This is a genomic window from Actinosynnema sp. NPDC004786 (assembly GCF_053601135.1).
This window is the reverse complement of record NZ_JBSGBG010000027.1, coordinates 52828-69406: the sequence shown is the minus strand read 5'-3', so window position 1 is coordinate 69406 and position 16579 is coordinate 52828. Positions and strand designations below refer to the sequence as shown.

Annotated in this window: 12 protein-coding genes; 8 read left to right on the top strand and 4 right to left on the bottom strand. The window is 74.6% G+C overall.

Features of this window, described 5'->3' with window-relative positions:
- Positions 1-263: 263 nt before the first annotated feature.
- The 5 genes from ACWEFJ_RS23640 to qhpG are packed head-to-tail and all read left to right on the top strand — an operon-like array spanning position 264 to position 6658.
- Complete coding sequence (locus tag ACWEFJ_RS23640; RefSeq protein ID WP_449715061.1) at positions 264-1748, top strand: ferritin-like domain-containing protein; 1485 nt, start codon at positions 264-266, stop codon at positions 1746-1748.
- The gene (locus tag ACWEFJ_RS23635; protein WP_449715060.1) at positions 1745-3127 is read left to right on the top strand and encodes a hypothetical protein; all 1383 of its coding nucleotides are present in this window, start codon (positions 1745-1747) and stop codon (positions 3125-3127) included. The genes ACWEFJ_RS23640 and ACWEFJ_RS23635 overlap by 4 nt, the downstream gene beginning before the upstream one ends.
- Positions 3124-3981 (top strand): hypothetical protein, encoded by an 858-nt coding sequence (locus tag ACWEFJ_RS23630; protein WP_449715059.1) that lies wholly within the window; start codon positions 3124-3126, stop codon positions 3979-3981. Before ACWEFJ_RS23635 ends, ACWEFJ_RS23630 begins: the two co-directional genes overlap by 4 nt.
- Positions 3978-5309 (top strand): radical SAM protein, encoded by a 1332-nt coding sequence (locus tag ACWEFJ_RS23625; protein WP_449715058.1) that lies wholly within the window; start codon positions 3978-3980, stop codon positions 5307-5309. Before ACWEFJ_RS23630 ends, ACWEFJ_RS23625 begins: the two co-directional genes overlap by 4 nt.
- Positions 5306-6658 (top strand): flavin-dependent monooxygenase QhpG, encoded by a 1353-nt coding sequence (gene qhpG, locus ACWEFJ_RS23620; RefSeq protein ID WP_449715057.1) that lies wholly within the window; start codon positions 5306-5308, stop codon positions 6656-6658. The genes ACWEFJ_RS23625 and qhpG overlap by 4 nt, the downstream gene beginning before the upstream one ends.
- 37 nt (positions 6659-6695) lie before the next feature.
- Here qhpG and ACWEFJ_RS23615 read toward each other — a convergent pair whose 3' ends face one another.
- Positions 6696-9215 (bottom strand): SdrD B-like domain-containing protein, encoded by a 2520-nt coding sequence (locus ACWEFJ_RS23615; RefSeq protein ID WP_449715056.1) that lies wholly within the window; start codon positions 9213-9215, stop codon positions 6696-6698.
- A gap of 85 nt (positions 9216-9300) precedes the next feature.
- Here ACWEFJ_RS23615 and ACWEFJ_RS23610 point away from each other — a divergent pair, with 85 nt between their 5' ends.
- Entirely contained in the window at positions 9301-10062 is a 762-nt protein-coding gene (locus ACWEFJ_RS23610; protein WP_378085588.1) for a hypothetical protein, read from the top strand.
- Positions 10063-10202: 140 nt separating this feature from the next.
- On the opposite strand, the gene ACWEFJ_RS23605 is transcribed toward ACWEFJ_RS23610, so the two are convergent.
- On the bottom strand, positions 10203-11522 hold the full coding sequence (locus ACWEFJ_RS23605; protein WP_449715055.1) for a right-handed parallel beta-helix repeat-containing protein: 1320 nt from the start codon (positions 11520-11522) through the stop codon (positions 10203-10205).
- Between the two features lie 65 nt (positions 11523-11587).
- On the opposite strand from ACWEFJ_RS23605, the gene ACWEFJ_RS23600 reads away from it, so the two are divergent.
- On the top strand, positions 11588-12730 hold the full coding sequence (locus tag ACWEFJ_RS23600) for a Dyp-type peroxidase (RefSeq protein ID WP_449715054.1): 1143 nt from the start codon (positions 11588-11590) through the stop codon (positions 12728-12730).
- Here the strand turns inward: ACWEFJ_RS23600 and ACWEFJ_RS23595 are convergent.
- The gene (locus tag ACWEFJ_RS23595; RefSeq protein ID WP_449715053.1) at positions 12727-14334 is read right to left on the bottom strand and encodes a LuxR C-terminal-related transcriptional regulator; all 1608 of its coding nucleotides are present in this window, start codon (positions 14332-14334) and stop codon (positions 12727-12729) included. The two genes, ACWEFJ_RS23600 and ACWEFJ_RS23595, sit on opposite strands and share 4 nt — an antisense overlap.
- 381 nt (positions 14335-14715) lie before the next feature.
- Between ACWEFJ_RS23595 and ACWEFJ_RS23590 the strand changes: the two genes are divergently transcribed.
- On the top strand, positions 14716-14988 hold the full coding sequence (locus ACWEFJ_RS23590; RefSeq protein ID WP_449715052.1) for a GlsB/YeaQ/YmgE family stress response membrane protein: 273 nt from the start codon (positions 14716-14718) through the stop codon (positions 14986-14988).
- Between the two features lie 615 nt (positions 14989-15603).
- On the opposite strand, the gene ACWEFJ_RS23585 is transcribed toward ACWEFJ_RS23590, so the two are convergent.
- Positions 15604-16572, bottom strand: coding sequence for an aldo/keto reductase (locus tag ACWEFJ_RS23585; RefSeq protein ID WP_449715051.1), 969 nt, complete (start codon positions 16570-16572; stop codon positions 15604-15606).
- Positions 16573-16579 lie beyond the last annotated feature (7 nt).

Below are 16579 nucleotides of genomic sequence, written 5' to 3'. Positions count from 1 at the left end.
CGCGGACCTCCGACCGGTTGCGGCCGCCACCGTCGGCCGACGATCAAGGCGCGGCCGCGCTACCACCGCCCGAACCGTCGTCGCATCCCCCGACCGTGGCGACCACCGTCGCCCTCGACCACCTTCGGTCAGCAGAGCCCACCCGGTCGGATGACCGATTCACCGGCACGACTGGCGTTCGCCCCGGCCGGCACGCGATGTCGTCCCGACGCCGGCACGCTCGCCCCTGCGCCTCGAAGCGGGCGGGAAACGGAGGTGGGCGGATGCGGTCGAGGGTGCAGAGGCATCTCGCGTCGATCGTGCCGGATTTGTTCGAGGACCGGTCGCCGGCCGTGGCGTTCCTGGCGTCGGCCGGGTCGATCGAGCCCGGCGAGGAGCGCCCGGTGCTGCCACCGGAGTTCAACTGGCGCGACTACACGGTGATGCTGCTGCACGTCGCGGCCGAGATCGAGCACTCGCTGATGGTGCAGTACCTGTTCGCCGCCTACTCGATGGGCGGTCCGCAGGTGCCCCGGGAGCTGCGCGACGACGTGCGGGAGTGGCAGGAGGTCGTCCTCGGCATCGCAAAGGAGGAGATGGGCCACCTCGTGACCGTGCAGAACCTGCTCACGGCCCTGGGCGGCCCGATCAACCTCGACCGCGAGGACTACCCGTGGGGCTCGGACTTCTACCCGTTCCCGTTCACCCTGCGCCCCTTCAGCCTCGACTCGCTCGCCACCTACGTGGTCGCGGAGAGCCCCGGGAGCTGGTCCGGGCCCGAGGCCGACGAGATCAAGAAGAGGGCCGCCGCGACCGCGAGCCAGTACGTCAACCGGGTCGGGCAGCTGTACGAACGGATCGACCGCATCCTGAAGAACCGGGACTTCCTGCCGGACGAGGCATTCCACGCCGACACGCTGCCCTACCAGGCGTCCTGGGACGAGTGGGGCCGCGGCTACACCCGCGGGCAGCGGGGACAGGAGGCGGGGAACCTGCCGAACGTGAAGTCGCCCGAGCTGCTGGTGTTCGGCGTGTTCTCCCGCGACTCGGCGCGCAAGGCGCTGCGCGAGATCGGCGAGCAGGGCGAGGCCCTCGGCAACCAGGGGACGACCGGGGACCAGGGGACGGCGGAGGAGACCTCCCACTTCAACCGGTTCCTCGGCATCTACCGGGCGTTGAAGGCGCTGTCACCGCAGCAGCAGGCGCTGGTGGCGCGCCCCGTCGCCGAGAACCCGGTGACGGTCAAGCGGCTCAACGAGTCGGAGATCGTGGGCTACGCCGCCGCCGAGGTGACGACCAGCCCGATCACCGACCCCGTCACCGCGTTGTGGGGCCACCTGTTCAACCTGCGCTACCGGATGCTGCTGGCCGACATCTCCCACGCGTTCCTGCTCGCCGGTCCCGTGGACAACGGCGGTGTGCTCACCGGGCGCGGCGCGCTCGTGCACCGGGCGTTCGCCGAGATGTACAACCTGCGCGCCCTGGCCGGACGGCTGGTGGAGCGCCCGCTGGAGGCGAAAGCGCCCGACGGGCTGCGGGCCGGGCCGCCGTTCGAGATGCCCTACAGCCTCGAACTGCCCCACCACGACCACGACCGCTGGCTCCTGCAACGCGACCTCGTGCAGGCTTCCCGGCTGCTCACCGCGCAGTTGGCGGACACCGACCCCGACGGCCCGGCCGACCCGTACCTGGTGGCGCTGCGGGAAGCCGACCAGCGGGCGCTGGACCAGATCGGGCACGTCCTCGAGCGCAAGGGGTGCAGGTCATGACGATCCGGGAACTGCGCATCCTGCCACCCCTGGCCATCGGTCGCCTCGGCGCGGCCGCCGAGCCGATGGACAACTACACCGCCGAGGTCGACGAGCTGCGGCCGCTCGCGCCGCGTCGACTGCGCCCCGCGCCGACGTTCCGGGTCGACCCCGACTCCGGCGCGATCACCAGTGCCGACCCGCCCGCCGAACTGCGGTTCACCGACGGTCAGGGCAAGGTCAGGCCGGTCGCGCCGTTCCTGGAGGTCTGGGCGCTCACCGACGACGGCCTCGTGCCGCTCACCCTCGACCTGTTGCGCGACAACGGCCTCACGCCCGAGGACGTGCGCTGGCAGGTCCGGGTCGGCAACCACAAGATCCAGCGCCGCACCCACGACGGCGACGACCTGATCGACGCCGACACCGGGTGGTTCGGCGACCACGCGGTGCACGAGCTGAAGGGTGAGTGCCCGAACTTCCTGGAGCACAAGCACCTGCCGCTGGGTCACGTGCGGTACATCCGGCCGACCGCCGACTTCCCCGGCATCCGGCTGCGCTTCACCCCCGCCGGGGGCCACGTCTACGGCTCCGCCGACGCCACCTACATCCTCGACCCGGACCCGAACGTCGTGGATTTCCTCTACGACGCCACGAAGGGCACGTGGCGCGGCTACGCCGACCAGCCGGACGACCCCCTGGTGACGATCCCGGGCAGCATCTACGCGGGTGACGACGGCCCCGACGGCACGTGGGTCAGCCGCGGCTACCTGGACGACGAGTGCGACGGCTTGGTCCACGTCAAGCTCACCGTGGCGGGGAACGAACTGACCGCGTTCGGCCGCATCGGCGCCGGCCCGCCCGCCTACGCGCCGGACGTCGTCCCGATCCGGACCGTCGCGGACGAGCTGGACCAGGCGTTGCTCGGCCCGAAGGCGACCGACGACGACACGGTCGCGCTCGCCCGCGCCGTGACCGAGGAGATCCTGCGCCGGGCGACCGAGACCGTGCGGCTGATGAACACCGAGGTGATGAACGGCAACACCGTGGACGGGCGCGTCGACGCGGCCAGCACGATGGTGCGGCAGGACTCGGCCGACACCGGCCGGCTCTACGAGCCGATCATGGCGCCGTCCCTGGTGGACGCCTCCGCGGTGCTCGCGCTGCACCAGCACGTGCTCACCGCGCTGCGCAGCGGCACCGCGCCGTGGTTCGCCGACGTGCTGCGCGACCACGACGAGGTGGGCGACCTCACCGCCAAGGGTCGGCGCAAGATGCCCGCGCTGATGCGCGGCGCGGACGGCCGGTCGCTGGCGCTGACCCGCCGCCAGGTCGACCTCGCGCGCAAAGCCGCCCGGCAGGACATCTTCGACGGCGGCGACGAGCCCGGAGGGACGCGATGAGCGACGACAACCGGATCGACCCGATGAACCTCACCGCGCAGCTCCACTACCGGGCCGCGGGCAACCCGCCGAGCACGCTGCCGGAGTCGGCGATCTCCAACGCGTTCCCCGGTCTGGAGTTCGACTTCCGCAACATCTGGCGACGCCTGCTGGTCGGCATCGAACTGCACGAGGCGGACAACTACGTCGTCGACGCCGACCAGGAGCACAAGGACCTCGTCGGCTGCCGCCTGCTCGCCGTCGGCGGGCACGACGTCATCGGCTACCTGGAAGGCCCCACCCGCCCCGGCGGCGCCCCGGGGCGGCTCGTCTCGGTGGGCAACCCCGACGGCGTGACCATGCTGGAGTGGTCCAACTCCCTGGCCGACGCGCTGGCCGAGCACGCCGGCGGGACCGTCGAGTGCACGTTCACCGCCCAGCCGTCGCCGAGGCCCGTCGGCAAGACCGGGGACGTGCAGGTGCGGGAGCTGGGGGTGAGGTCGCTGTTCCCGCGCAGCGAGGCGGTTCGGGGCGGTCGGCTCCCGGTGATCGCCGAGGAGCTGGCCGGCCCCGGCGACCTGACCCGCGGCCTGTGCTCGCCCTGGCAGAACGACTACCGGGAGTGCGCCTGCTACTACTGGGCCGCCAGCAGACCGGACTACGTCAACGTCGAGGACACCGCCGCGGGCACGAGCACCGGCAACCACTGGTTCGCCGTCGACCGCGAACCGCGCGAGTACGTGCTGGACGACCGCGAGGACTCGCGGCTGGTCAGCTACGACGACCTGTTCCAGGACTGGCAGGGCAAGCTGCGGTTCATCGTGGACGGCAAGGACGCGCCGGAGCACGACGCCCGCGAATCGGACGCCGGATGACCGCGCCGCGCCTGTTCGAGGCGTCCGCCCCGGTCCACCCCGACGTCCACCTGCTGCGCACCGACGTCGGACCGCGCGTGCTGCTCGCCGACGGCAGCCGCCTGTTCGGCGTCGGCGAGGCCCTGCACGACCGGATCGACGCCGCGCGCCGCGACCCGGACCCGCGGGCGCTCGACGCGGTGCTCGCCGACCTGGGCCTGGACGCGCCGCGGCAGATCGACGACGTCGCGCCCGAGCCGCCGCCGGTGCGGGCGCTGTCGCTGGCCGTCGCGCAGAAGTGCAACCTGGGCTGCACCTACTGCTACGCCCAGCAGGGCGATTTCGGCGGGCCGGCCAAGAACATGCCCGAGGCGACGGCGTTCGCCGCCGTGGACACGTTGTTCCGCGACGCCGCCCCCGGCGAGCGGGTCAACCTCGCGTTCCTCGGCGGCGAGCCGATGATCAACCGGTCGGTCGTGCGCGCGGCCACCGAGCACGCCGTCGCGGTGTCGGAGCGCACCGGCGTGCCGGTCACGTTCTCCATCACCACCAACGGCACCCTGCTCACGCCCGAGGACGGCGACTTCTTCGAGGCGCACGGCTTCGCCGTGACGGTGAGCCTGGACGGCGTCGGCGCGCGGCACGACCTGCTGCGGCCGCACCGCGACGGCCGGGGCAGCTACCGGCGCGTCATGGACCGGGTCGCGCCCCTGCTGGCCGCGCAGCGCCGGATGCAGGTCTCGGCCCGCGTCACCGTCACGCCGCTCAACCTGGACCTCAAGGCGACCCTGGACGAGTTCGTCGCGGCCGGGTTCCACGGCGTCGGCTTCTCCCCCATGCTCAGCTCGCCCACCGGGCACGGCGAGATGGCGCTGCCCGACCTGGAGCTGATGCTGGAGGAGATGACCGCGTGCGGCGAGGAGTTCGTCCGCCGGGTCGTCGCCGGGCAGCGCTACCCGTTCACCAACATGGTCAGCGCGCTGCGCGAGATCCACCGCGGCACGCACCGGCCGTACCCGTGCGGCGCGGGCGCGGGCTACCTGGGCGTGTCCGCCGACGGCGACCTGGCGGCGTGCCACCGGTTCGTCGGCGACGAGGACGGCGCGATGGGCGACCTGGCGGGCGGCGTGGACGACGCGCGGCGCGCCCGGTGGCTGACCGAGCGGCACGTGCACCGGCAGGAGCCGTGCCGGGGCTGCTGGGCCCGCTACCTGTGCGGCGGCGGGTGCCACCACGAGGTCATCCGGCGCGGCAGACCCGCGTGCCAGTACATCCGGGGCTGGCTGCACCACTGCCTGACCGCCTACAGCCGCCTGCTCGCGGAGCGCCCGGACTACTTCGCCGGATGACCGCCTGGGACGTCTGCGTGCTCGGCGGCGGGCCGGCCGGGTCGGTGTGCGCGTTGCGCCTGGCCCGGCTCGGCCACCGCGTCGTGCTCGTGGAACGGCGGCCGTTCCCGCGACCGCACGTGGGCGAGGCGCTGTCACCGGGCGTGCCGGCCCTGCTGGACGTGCTGGGCCTGCGGCACGCGCTGGACGGGTCGGTGCCGTCGGGCGGCGCGCTGGTGCGGTGGGAGGACGACACGACGCGGCAGGTGGAGCCCGACCCCCGCGCCGTCACGGTCGACCGCGGCCGGTTCGACCACGTGCTGCTGGCCGCCGCGCGGGCCGAGGGGGTCGCGGTCCGACAGCCCGCGCGAGCCGGGCGGCCCCGGCGCGGACCGGACGGGTGGGAGGTCCCGCTGCGCCACGACGTGCTGCGGGCGCGGTTCCTGGTGGACGCGAGCGGGCGGCACCGCGCCACCGGCGGCACGACCACCGCCACCGGCGCGCGGACGCTGGCGCTGCACGCCGTGTGGCCCGGAACCGGCCCGACCCGGATCGGCGCCGGACCGCGCACGTGGTGCTGGGGCGCGCCGCTGCCCGACGGCGCGTTCCGCGCGATGGCGTTCGTCGACCCGGACCTGCTGCGCCACTACGCCTACGACGTGCGGCGGCTCTACCACCACCTGCTCGACACCACGGGCCTGTTCGCGGACCGGCCCGCGTCGCTCGACGTCGCGGTGTGCGACGCCACCAGCTACCGCGACGACGACCCCGTGACCGAGGACCGCGTCAAGGTGGGTGAAGCGGCGTACACGCTGGACCCGCTGACGTCGTCGGGGGTGGACAGCGCCGTGCAGAGCGCCATGGCCGCCGCGGTCACCGCGAACACCCTGCTCTCCGGCGGCGACCGCGCCGCCGCCCTCGCGTTCTACCGCGACCGCCGCGACCGCGCCGCGGCCCGGCACGCCGCCTGGACCGCCGCCCACTACCACCGCCACGAAACCCACCGCGACCAGCCGTTCTGGCGTCGTCGCGCGGCGCCGCCGCCGGCGGGCGCCCGGCCCGCGCCCACCCCGCTGACGCCGGACTGCCTGCACCGCCCGGTGCGCCTGGTCGCCGACGCCGCCGTGGTGCCGACCCCGTGCCCGGTCGGGGACGTCGTCACCCTGCGCCGCGCCCTCACCCACCCGGCGCTGCCGGGCCCGGTGGCGCACGTCGGCGACACCGAACTCGCGCCGCTGCTGGACTGCCTGGCGCACGCGCCGTCCCTCGCCGACCTGCTCCGCACGTGGTCGGCCCGCCTGCCCGCGGGTCAGGCCGAGGCCACGGCGAAGTGGCTGTTCGGCGCGGGTCTGCTCGTCGTCGGGGGGTGAGCGCCGGCCGCCGAGCGTCGGCGGCCGGCGGCCCGCCTCAGCTCCGCCCCGCCCGGCGCCTGCGGGTCAGGAACGCCAGGGCCACACCCACGCCCAGGACCAGCACGCCGAGCCCCACCAGCCACGGCAGGCCGGAGGACAGGCCGGTCTCGGCCAGCGAACCGGAATCCTTGCCGGCGGAGGTCGTCGTCGTCGGGGCCGCGGTGGTCGTCGTCGGCGGCTCGGTCGTCGTCGTGGTCGGCTCCGGCTGCGGAATGTGCACGCCAGCGTCGATCGTGTGGTCGACCTCGCCCGGGTTGGCGGGCGCGGTCACCGGCGCGACGCCGTCGCACAACCGCCCGGTGGTGGGCGGGACCACGTTGGAGTCGTGCACCCGGTCGTCGCCGACCACCGGGAGCGTGAACACCAGGTCGGTGGCCGGCGGTTGGCCCGGCACGGTGGCGGTGTCCGCGGTGCACACGTCGAACCGCACCGTGTACTCCGCGCCGGGTGTCAGCTCGTAGGCCGCGCCGACGCCGCCGAAGTAGTACTCGCCGGCCGCGTCGGTCTTCGTCGTGGCGACCTGCTCGCCGGTCGCGTCCAGCAGGGTGATCGTCGCGCCGGGCAGCCGCACGTCGGCCGGGTCCTGCACGCCGTTGCGGTCGCCGTCGAACCACACCAGGTTGCCGATCTGGATCGGCGCGTTCGCCGCCTGGTAGGCGATGGCCCCGAGGCCGCCCGCCTTGCCGAACCCGTTGGGCGGGCGGCGGCCGGTGAACTCGTAGGCGTTGGCGGCGGGGTTGTTGCCGGGCCCCTGGCCGGTCGTGACGTGGTAGTACCCGGTCCCGCCGGTGGCGACGTTGACGGTCGGGTCCATCTGGGTGCTGACGACCCAGTCGAGCTGCGGGATGTAGGCGACCGCGCCCTGCGCGCTCTCCTGGTGCGGGCCGCGCGCCGCCGGGCCCGCCGGGGAGAAGTAGTCGCCCGGGAAGAACTCGACCACGCCGGGGCGCTGCTGGCCGTCGTCGGCGGTGGCCGCGTGGTCGGGGCAGTCCCCGCTGCCTTCCCACGAGTACCCGCCGTCGGGGTTGGCGCAGGCCATGGTGATGTCGCCGCCGGAGAAGCCGCGCTCGGTGCCGTTGACGCCGGGCCTGGGGTCGATCGCGTCCCAGCCCGTGGTGTCCATGAACCGGTCGCGGAACCCGAGGACCATCGACCCGTCCCGGGTGAACGCGAGGCTCGCCAGTTGCGGCTGCGGGTCGATCAGCGCGCCGCCGCCGTTGACGTCGTGGTCGTCCCAGGACGCCAGGTCGGCCTGCCACGGGTTCCAGTGGTTGGCCTGGGCGGCGCCCGACACGCCGGTGAGCACCTCGCCGCGCTCGAAGTCGAGCGGCTGGGTCAGCACCGGGGTGAAGCCCGTGCCGTCGTAGGCGTGGACGACCGCCTTGAGGTCCGACCTGTTCTGCGTGCTCTCGGCGCTGCACACACCGCCCACGTAGAGGGCGCCGTCGTGGGCGAGGACGGAGAACGGCCGCCAGTCGTCGGGCGCCGCGCAGCCGGGGTCGGGCACCGGCACCGTGGCCAGGGGCGCGCCCGCGGTCGCGCCGGTGGCGTCGAAGCTGACCAGGCTGCGGGTCAGCAGGTTCACCGCGTACAGCGTGGAGCCGTCCTCCGACAGGGCCAGGCCGCCGATGCTCTCCTTGCCCGCCACGTCGGTGAAGCCGCCGTCCTTGATGATGTTCGCGGTGTCGTGCGGCGTCACCGCCGCGCCCGGGACCTTGGCGAACAGCGTCGGCGCGCCGCCGCCGTCCACCGGCACGGTGTAGATCGCGTCACCGCCCTCGGGCCCGTAGAGGGTGTGCCGCCGGGCGAACGCCCCCTGGAACAGCCGCCGCCGGTCCTTGTCGTAGGCCAGGCCGAAGGTCGTGCCGACCTGCTCCTGCGTGGCCAGCGTGGTGGGGCACGCGACGTCCTCGGGGCACGTGCCGCGGGTCTCCACGCCGAACGCCACGAGCGCGCGGGTGTCGGTCCCGTTGCCGGCGTTCTGGATCGGCACGAAGTACCGGGAGTCCGGCAGGGCGTAGTGGACGGGGTTCCACACGGCGGTGATCACCGAGTCGTCCTTGCCGTCCGACACGTCCACGAAGGTGGTGAAGCTGTCGAAGTGGTTGTCCGCGGTGGAGGCGGGCGCGGCCCGGAGGTAGGCGCTGTAGGGCTCGGGGATCGTGACGTCGACGCGGTAGTGGCCGCCGGTCAGCACGGTGGACGGCGGCACGACGACCTTGCCCGTCGCGTCCGTGACCCCGGTGACCCGGTGGCCCTCGCGGTCGGAGACGGCGACGTCGATGCCCTCCTGCGGCACGTCCATCGTCGTGTTGATCACGCCGGTGCCGAAGAAGTCGCGCAGCACCTGGACGGTCAGCGTGCCGTCGGTGGGCGACGCGGCCGCCGTCCCCGCGGTCACCCCGGCGATGCCGCTGCCGACCAGCAGCAGGCCGGCCACCCCCACCCGCGCCAGTCGGGTCCTGCGCGCCCGGCCCATCGTCGTACCCCCGCGGAAGTCGTCGTGATCCGTCACAGACAACCAGAACGGCGCGGTGGCGAGAGCCGGGTCGCCGGGTGAATCAGGGGGTGAATCGGTGGCCCTGTTAGCGTCGGGCCACATGCGCAGCATGCGAACCGCAGGACGCCTCCCGCGGCGTCGGGTGGTGGTCGTCCTCGGTGTCGTGGCCGCCGCCGTGGTCGGGGTGACGGCGTTCCTGGTCGTGGGCGGTGCCGAGCCCGCCGGTCCGCGGGCGCTGACCTCGGACGAGGTGAACCGGCTGGCGATCGCGCGGTTCCGCAACCACGAGGCCGGCGGCCGAGCGGTGACGATCACCGTGCCGACCGCGGCCGGCGGGCTGGTCGTCACCGGGCACGTCGACTACCGGGCCGGGCTCGGCTACGGCGTGGTGCACGGCAGCGGGCGGGACGCGTCCGGCGACGGGTTGATCCAGTGGACCGCGACCGCCGTGTACGCGCACCCGATGGCGGACGCCCCGGCGCAGCCACCGGCCACCCCGCCCGACTCGGAGTGGCACCGCCGTGCCCTCCGCACGGCCGGCAGCACGCTGGACAGCGCGCTGCTCATCGCGCTCAACCTCGGCAGCGACCGGCCGGACAACGCCGAGCTGCTGCCGCAGAACGGGGCGGCCTGGGTGGGCCGCGACGAGGTGGGCGGCCGGGAGGTGGACGTGATGTCGGGGCCGAGCGCGCGGGCCCGGCCGGGCACCGCCGGGAACGTCCGCTACTGGATCGACCCGGACGGCGCCATGCACCGGGTGCAGGCCGACGTGGCCTCCGAACCCCGCCCGGTGGTCATCGACTTCGACGACCGCGCGTACGTCCCGGTGCGGCCCGCACCCGGCGTCACCCCGACGCCGTAACCGCTCACGTCCCGGTGCGGCCCGCACCCGGCGTCACCCCGACGCCGTAACCGCTCACGTCCCGGTGCGGCCCGCACCCGGCGTCACCCCGACGCCGTAACCGCTCACGTCCCGGTGCGGCCCGCACCCGCCGCGACCCCTCAGGGGGTGCGCACCAGCGCGCCGTCGGCCAGCAGCGACACCGCCGGCAGCGGGATCGTGGCGACGTCCGGCAAATCGGGGACCACGGGCACGGCGGTGGGTCCCGCGGTGGTGGCGTTCGGGAGCTGCGGCTGCGGCGCGGGCGCGGCCACCTCGGTGAACGGGATCCCGCGCGGCGGCTTCGGGCTCGTCCAGGTGCCGGACGGGGACCGGTCGGCGGCCGGGCAGGGCGCGGTCGTCGCCAGCGCTTCGGGCACGGTCGTCGCGAGTTCGTTGCCCCGCAGGCAGTTGCCCGTCCCGCGGGTGGCGGTGGGGAACGTCCAGCCCACGTCGACGGCGTTGGCCGTGAAGGCGTTCTCCAGCACCTGGTTGCCGTCGGCCGGGATGTCGGACGTCGCGGTGATCACCAGCCCCGCGTTCACGTGGCCGTCGATCCGGTTGCGCACGACCCGGTTGTCGTTGCCGCCGTCGATGCCGACGCCGAGGCCCCACCCGCCGTCGGCCTGCTCCGGCGTGGCCTCCTGCTGGTTCGCCGCGATCAGGTTGCCGACGACGTGCGCCCCCTCCTGCGGCAGCAGCTTCTCCTGGTGGTCGGAGCTGGTGGTGAGCCCGACCCGGTTGCCGACGAAGCGGTTGCCCACCACGTACAGGTCGCCGCCTGCGTTGGTGCCCTCGTACCCGACGGCGTTCAGCTCGGCGATGTTGTCCCGCACCACGACCCGGCAGGGCTTGCACTGCCCGACGTAGATCCCGGAGTCGGCGGAGCCGGAGGCGTAGGAGTGCTCGATGACGCCGTCCTGCGCGGAGAACGCGTAGATGCCGTACAGGCCGTTGCGGGTGGCGGTGACGTGGGAGACGAGGAACGACTTGAGGAAGGTGACGGGCTCGTCGCCGGTGTCGTAGCCGCCGTCGCCCGGCGTCCCGGCGGCCGCCCGCGCCGATCCCGTGACCAGGACGCCGTTGTGGGTGTTGTTCCGGACCGTCAGGTTCTCCACGGCCACGCCGGACGCGGTGACCACGATGCCGTTGGGCTGTCGCAACCGCCCGTCGATGACGACCCCGTCGCGGGACTCGCCCCGCAGGGTGACCCGGTCGGTGCCGACCTTGACCGACTCGTGGTAGACGCCCGGCGCCACCAGCACGAGATCACCCGGTTGGGCCAACGACACCGCGGCGGAGATCGTCGGCGCGTCGGCGGGCACGCGGATCGTCACCCCCAGGCCCTCCGGTCGGCGGCCCTCCCCCGGTCCGTCGTCGCCGGCGCCGCAGCCGGGCAGGAGGAGCGCCACCGCGATCGCCGCAAGGCGGGAACGAAGCATGGGGCCAGTCTGGCACGAGGGCCGGATTCGCCCGCGCCAGGCCGAATCTGGCACCCTCTCACCCCGTGCGCCGAGCCGAGGACCTCCCGTCACGCCGAGCTTTCCTCGGCGCGGGCGCCGGCGCGCTGGCCGCCGGCCTCACCGCGGCGTGCGAGCCCGGCCCGGCGCGGCACGAGGCCGGCACGACGCCCGCGCCGGTGCCGCCGACGGGTCCGCACCAGGCGGGCATCGTGCTCCCCCGGGACGCGCAACCGCACCTGCTGGTCGTGGTGGCCGACGTCGCCGAGGGCGTGGCGGTCGGCCCGCTGCTGGCGGAGTTCGGCGACGTGATCCGGGCGCTCACCGCCGGGACCGACGCGCGGCTGCTCGGCCTGCCGCCCGGCGACCTCACCGTGACGGTCGGGGTCGGGCCCCGGTTGGTGGGCCTGGTCGACCCGGCCCTGCCGGGCGGCGCGGACCTGCCGGCGTTCGCCCACGAGCGGATCGCGCCGCGGGACCGGGGCGGCGACCTGCTCGTGCAGGTCTGCGCGGGCGACCCGGTCGTGGTGTCGCTCGCCGCGGCGGCGTTGCTGGGCCAGGCCGGCGACCGGGCGCGCGAGCGCTGGCGGCAGTCCGGGCGGCGCGGTGCGGCGGTCCCGGTGACCGGGGACCTCACCGCGCCGCGCAACGCGTTCGGGTTCGTGGACGGCGTCGTCGGCCCGCACACGGCCGACCAGCAGCGGCGCGACCTCTGGCTGGCCGGACCTTCCCCGGTCGCCGGCGGCACGATCGCCGTCGTCCGGCGCATGGAGGTGGACCTGGTCCGGTTCGCCGCGTTGCCCGTGGCGGAGCAGGAAGCCGTCTTCGGCCGCCGCCGGGACGACGGCGCGCCGCTGTCCGGCGGCACCATCGCGTCCGACCCGGACCTGGGCGCGAAGACGCCGGACGGGCGCTACCTCATCCCGGCGGACGCCCACCTCCGCCGCGCGCACCCGGCCGCGGTCGGCGTGGGCCTGATGCTGCGCCGCTCCTACAGCATCGACCAGCCCTCCCCCGGTCTGCTCTTCGTCAGCTTCCAGAACGACCTGGCGACGTTCACCAGAACGCTGACGCGCATGGACCACGGCGACGCCCTCCTGTCGTTCACCACCACGACCGCCGGCGGCACTTTCCTGGTGCTGCCGGGGTTCGACGACGGACGCCCGCTGGGCTCGACCCTGTTCCGCTAGAGCACGCCCAGCTCGTAGGCCCGCATCAGCGCGCCTTCGCGGCTGGACGCGCTGAGCTTGCGGTAAGCGCTTTTCACCTGCGTCCGCACGGTGTTCACGGAGACCACGAGCTTGCGCGCGACCTCGGCGACGGTCAGGCCGGCCTCCAGTTCGGCCAGGACCACCTGCTCCCGGGCGGTCAGCTCCACCAGCTCGACGCGGTCGGGGAACACCGGCCGGGCGCGCGCCAGGCGGTGCGCCGCCTCGTCGGTCAGCGGCAGGTCGCCCAGCCGGATCACCTCGTCGCGGTCGGCCGGGGACAGCGAGGCGAGGGACAGCACTTCGTCGGGGGTGCGGACGCGGCGCAGCAGCGCCAGCGACCGGCGGGCTTCGTCCCGGTCGCCCATGCGCCGCGCGGCGATCGCCTTGAGCAGCAGCACCTGCCGCACGTCCCGGCGCGAGGTGGTCTCGTGCCACGACGTGCGCGCGGCCATCGCGCGGACCGCCTCGTAGTCGCCGTTGAGCAGGCGCAGCCGGGCGGCCGGCACCGCGAGCCAGGTGTTCCCCGGGTCCGACTCCTTGATCAGCCGCAGCGCGCGGGTCGGCTCGCCGGTGGCGATCAGCAGGTCGACGTGCGCGCGGCGGATCACCCGGGAGGCGGTGCCCAGCCCGACGAGTCCGGGCGCGTGGCCGAGCGCGAGCGTGCCCAGGTGGGCCAACGCCGCCGCCGGGTCGCCGAGGTGCAGCCCGTGCGCGAACACCAGGGCCGCCACGAACGGCCACACCTCGAGCTGCGCGGTGCCGTCCCCGGTGACCGCCAGGCGGTCCGCCAGCTCCGCCTCGTCGTAGCGGTCCAGCGCGTCCCAGCCCTCGGCGATCGTGCCGCCCGCGGTGAGCAGCAGCCGGACCCGCTCGGGGGGCGGCTCGAACGCCCGCATCCGGTCCAGCCACCGGCGGGCCAGGGCGCCGTGGCCGAGGTGCCCGAAGACCATCGCAAGGTTCGCGGCGGCGTTGAGCGCGGTGGCCGCCGCTCCCGGCTCGCCCGTGGCGCGCTCGTACGCCTGCCGGTACAGCTCCACCGCGGCCGGGAAGTCGCCCGTGAGCGACCGCGTGAGGCCGCGCTGCACGGCCAGCCACCCGGGACGCGGTCCGGCGTCGCCACCCGGCAGCGCGCTGAGCCGCGCCGCGCGGGCCGTCAGGCGCTCGCCCAGCTCCTCGGCCTCGGCCGCCGCCCCGCGCAGGCGGAGCCCGATCATCGCGGCGGCGCCGACCGTGACGAGGGTGGCCACCGACGTCTCCCCGTCGATGTCCATGGTCTCGGCCAGGCGGGTGCCCAGTTCGGCGTAGTGGCGCAGGAACGGGCGCAGCTCACCGCCGTGGGGTTGGCTCACCGCGTAGTAGGCGGTGACCCACGCCAGCATCAGCCGGGGGCGGGCGCGCAGTTCCTCGACGGGGACCTGGCCGAGCGCGCGCAGCAGCCGGACCGCGAGGTCGCCCTCCGCGGACAGGGAGTGCCGGTCGCACACGGCCTCCAGGGCGGCCCAGTCCCGCACTTCGACGATCTCGGCCAGCGTTTCCGGTAAATCGGCGACCGATCCCGGAGCGGAGTGCGTCCTGCGCGGCACCGCTTTCGCCCCTTTCCAGGCCGGACCGTCCCGCCCACCCGACGGGGCACCCGGACTTCACCCGTGCCGGCCGGAGCAACCCTGTCACGCAAGTGCCGGCGTCGTCATGCCCGACAACCGGGTGAACTTCACCCCCATTAGCGGAAAGGTCGGAAAACCGCACTTCCCGCCCCGTGCCGAGCGAATGCCGCCTTTCGCGTTCCGCACGATTGCGGCCGCAATTCACCCCCGGCCCGGTCCGCCCCGGCCCGCCGGCCCACCCGCCGCCACCACATCGGGTGTCACGGGAGGTGTGAAACCCGCTCGGGTGGGGCAACCAGGGGGCGGTAGCGATCACGCCGCGTCACGAGAGACGGCGTGGCACGAGGACAAGGAAGCACCATGGGCATCCTGGGTTGGATCGTTCTGGGTCTCATCGCCGGCGCCATCGCCAAGGCCGTCATGCCCGGCAAGGACCCCGGCGGCATCGTCATCACCATGCTGCTCGGCATCGTCGGCGCCATCATCGGCGGCTTCATCGGCCGCGCCGTCTTCGGCTCCGACATCGGCAGCTTCTTCGACCTGAGCACCTGGCTGCTCGCCATCCTGGGCTCGGTCGTGGTGCTCGCCGTCTACCACCTGGTCACGAGCCGCGGCCACCGCGCGCACGGCTGACGCCGCACCACCACGACGCCCGGGCCCGCCGGTCACCACCGGCGGGCCCGGCGCTGTCGCGGGCGGACCGGATCCCGTCACGGCCGGACGGGTTCGACCGGCAACGGAGCGCTTCGGCCGGACCGCTGCGCCACCGTCCGTCACCACAGCTCGAAAAAGTCCACACCGGACCCGCACCGCCGGTTCTCCACGCGAATGCGCCACCGAACCGAACCCCGCCGTTATCGCCGCGCTGATCCGATCGGTCGCGCCATTCGATCCCATGCGGCCCTTTCCCGCGCCTCTCCGCTCATGCCGGACCGGGAAACACCCGATACGAGCCGGTCGGAGTTCTCCCCGGACGTGTACCCGCGCCTGGTCGGCAGTGACGTGACGACCAGCACCAACGGCGGCGGTATCGTCAACTGCCGGCTCAACGCCAAAGGCGGCGCGCACGAGACGTTTCTCCCTCGAAAAGGCGTGAACCGACCGTAACACCCAACCCCGCCAAGAGGAGCGGTGCTCGCCCCGACCGGGTCGGCCTCGTCGCCCGGCACGAACGCGTGGCGGACAACAGCTCCCGCGCCCGCCCGGGGCACCGACCACGCCCGCCGTGCCGGGCGCACGCCGCCGTCGTCACCCTCGCCGCGGGTCGTGGAGCAGCCCGGCCTCCGCCAGGTCCGCCCACAGGGCGTCGGGGACCGGGGTGGCGAACAGCGTCGCGTTGCGGCGCACCTGCTCGGCGTCCTGCGCCCCCACCACGATCCCCGCCACGGCCGGGTGCCGCGCGGCGAACGCCATGGCTGCCTGGGGCAGGGCCACGCCGTGCGCGGCGCACCGCGCGGCGATCGCGCCGGCCCGCTCGACCAGCGCCGGCGGCGCCGGGCGGTAGTCGTAGGGGCCGGCCGGGGTGTCGGTCGCCAGCAGGCCGGAGTTGAACACCCCGGCGGCGAGGACCGAGACGCCCCGGTCGAGGCAGCGCGGCAGCAGCACCTCCCCCGCCGACTGGTCCAGCAGCGTGTAGCGGCCCGCCACCATGACCACGTCGAGGTCGGTGTCGCGGACGAAGCGGTCGAGCGCCTGCCACTGGTTCATGCCCACCCCGACGGCCCCGACCACGCCCTGCGCCCGCAACTCGTGCAACGCGGGGTACGCCCCGTCCAGCGCGGCGGCGAGGTGGTCGTCGGGGTCGTGGATGAGCACGACGTCCACGCGGTCCAGCCCGAGCCGGGCCAGGCTGCCCTCCAGGGACCGGCGGACGCCGTCGGCGGTGAAGTCCCAGCGCCGGCGCAGCGGCGCGGTGACGGCGAACCCGGCGTCGTCCGGCGCTCCCGGCCCCGGCACGAGCAACCGGCCCACCTTGGTGGACAGCACGTAGGAGTCGCGCGGCTGGCGCCGCAGCGCCTCCCCGACGCGCCGCTCGGACAGGCCGAGGCCGTAGTGCGGCGCGGTGTCGAAGTAGCGCACGCCCGCCGACCACGCCGCCGCGACGGTCGCCGCGGCCGTCCCGTCGTCCACGGCCCGCGCCAGGTTGCCCACGCCCGCCCCGCCGAAGCCCAGCGCGGTCACCTCCACCGACGACCGGCCCAACCTGCGCGTCCGCACCCCGCCC